This window comes from Pseudomonas sp. RA_35y_Pfl2_P32, assembly GCF_963970735.1.
Lineage (GTDB): Bacteria > Pseudomonadota > Gammaproteobacteria > Pseudomonadales > Pseudomonadaceae > Aquipseudomonas.
Genome location: NZ_CAXAQF010000460.1, coordinates 1 through 222, shown reverse-complemented (window position 1 = coordinate 222; position 222 = coordinate 1). Strand labels below are relative to the sequence as shown.

Below are 222 nucleotides of genomic sequence, written 5' to 3'. Positions count from 1 at the left end.
ACGCCACCGTTGACGGCAAGTCCTTCGAGAACCTGGTACTCGGCGACAAAGCTCAAGTGACCATCGGCGACACTATCTCCGAAGTGGTTGCCACCCTGTCTGTGGATAAAACCACCGTCACCGAAGGCGGTTCCGTCACCTACACCGTGACCCTGACCAACGCTGCTGGCTTGCCGATGAGCAACCACGGCGAGCTGACCTTCAAACTCACCGACGGCACCG

General features: G+C 59.5%; 1 protein-coding gene. It reads left to right on the top strand.

Features of this window, described 5'->3' with window-relative positions:
* Positions 1-222: hypothetical protein (locus AACY45_RS29170; protein ID WP_339548924.1), on the top strand; the 222-nt coding region annotated here is incomplete at both ends.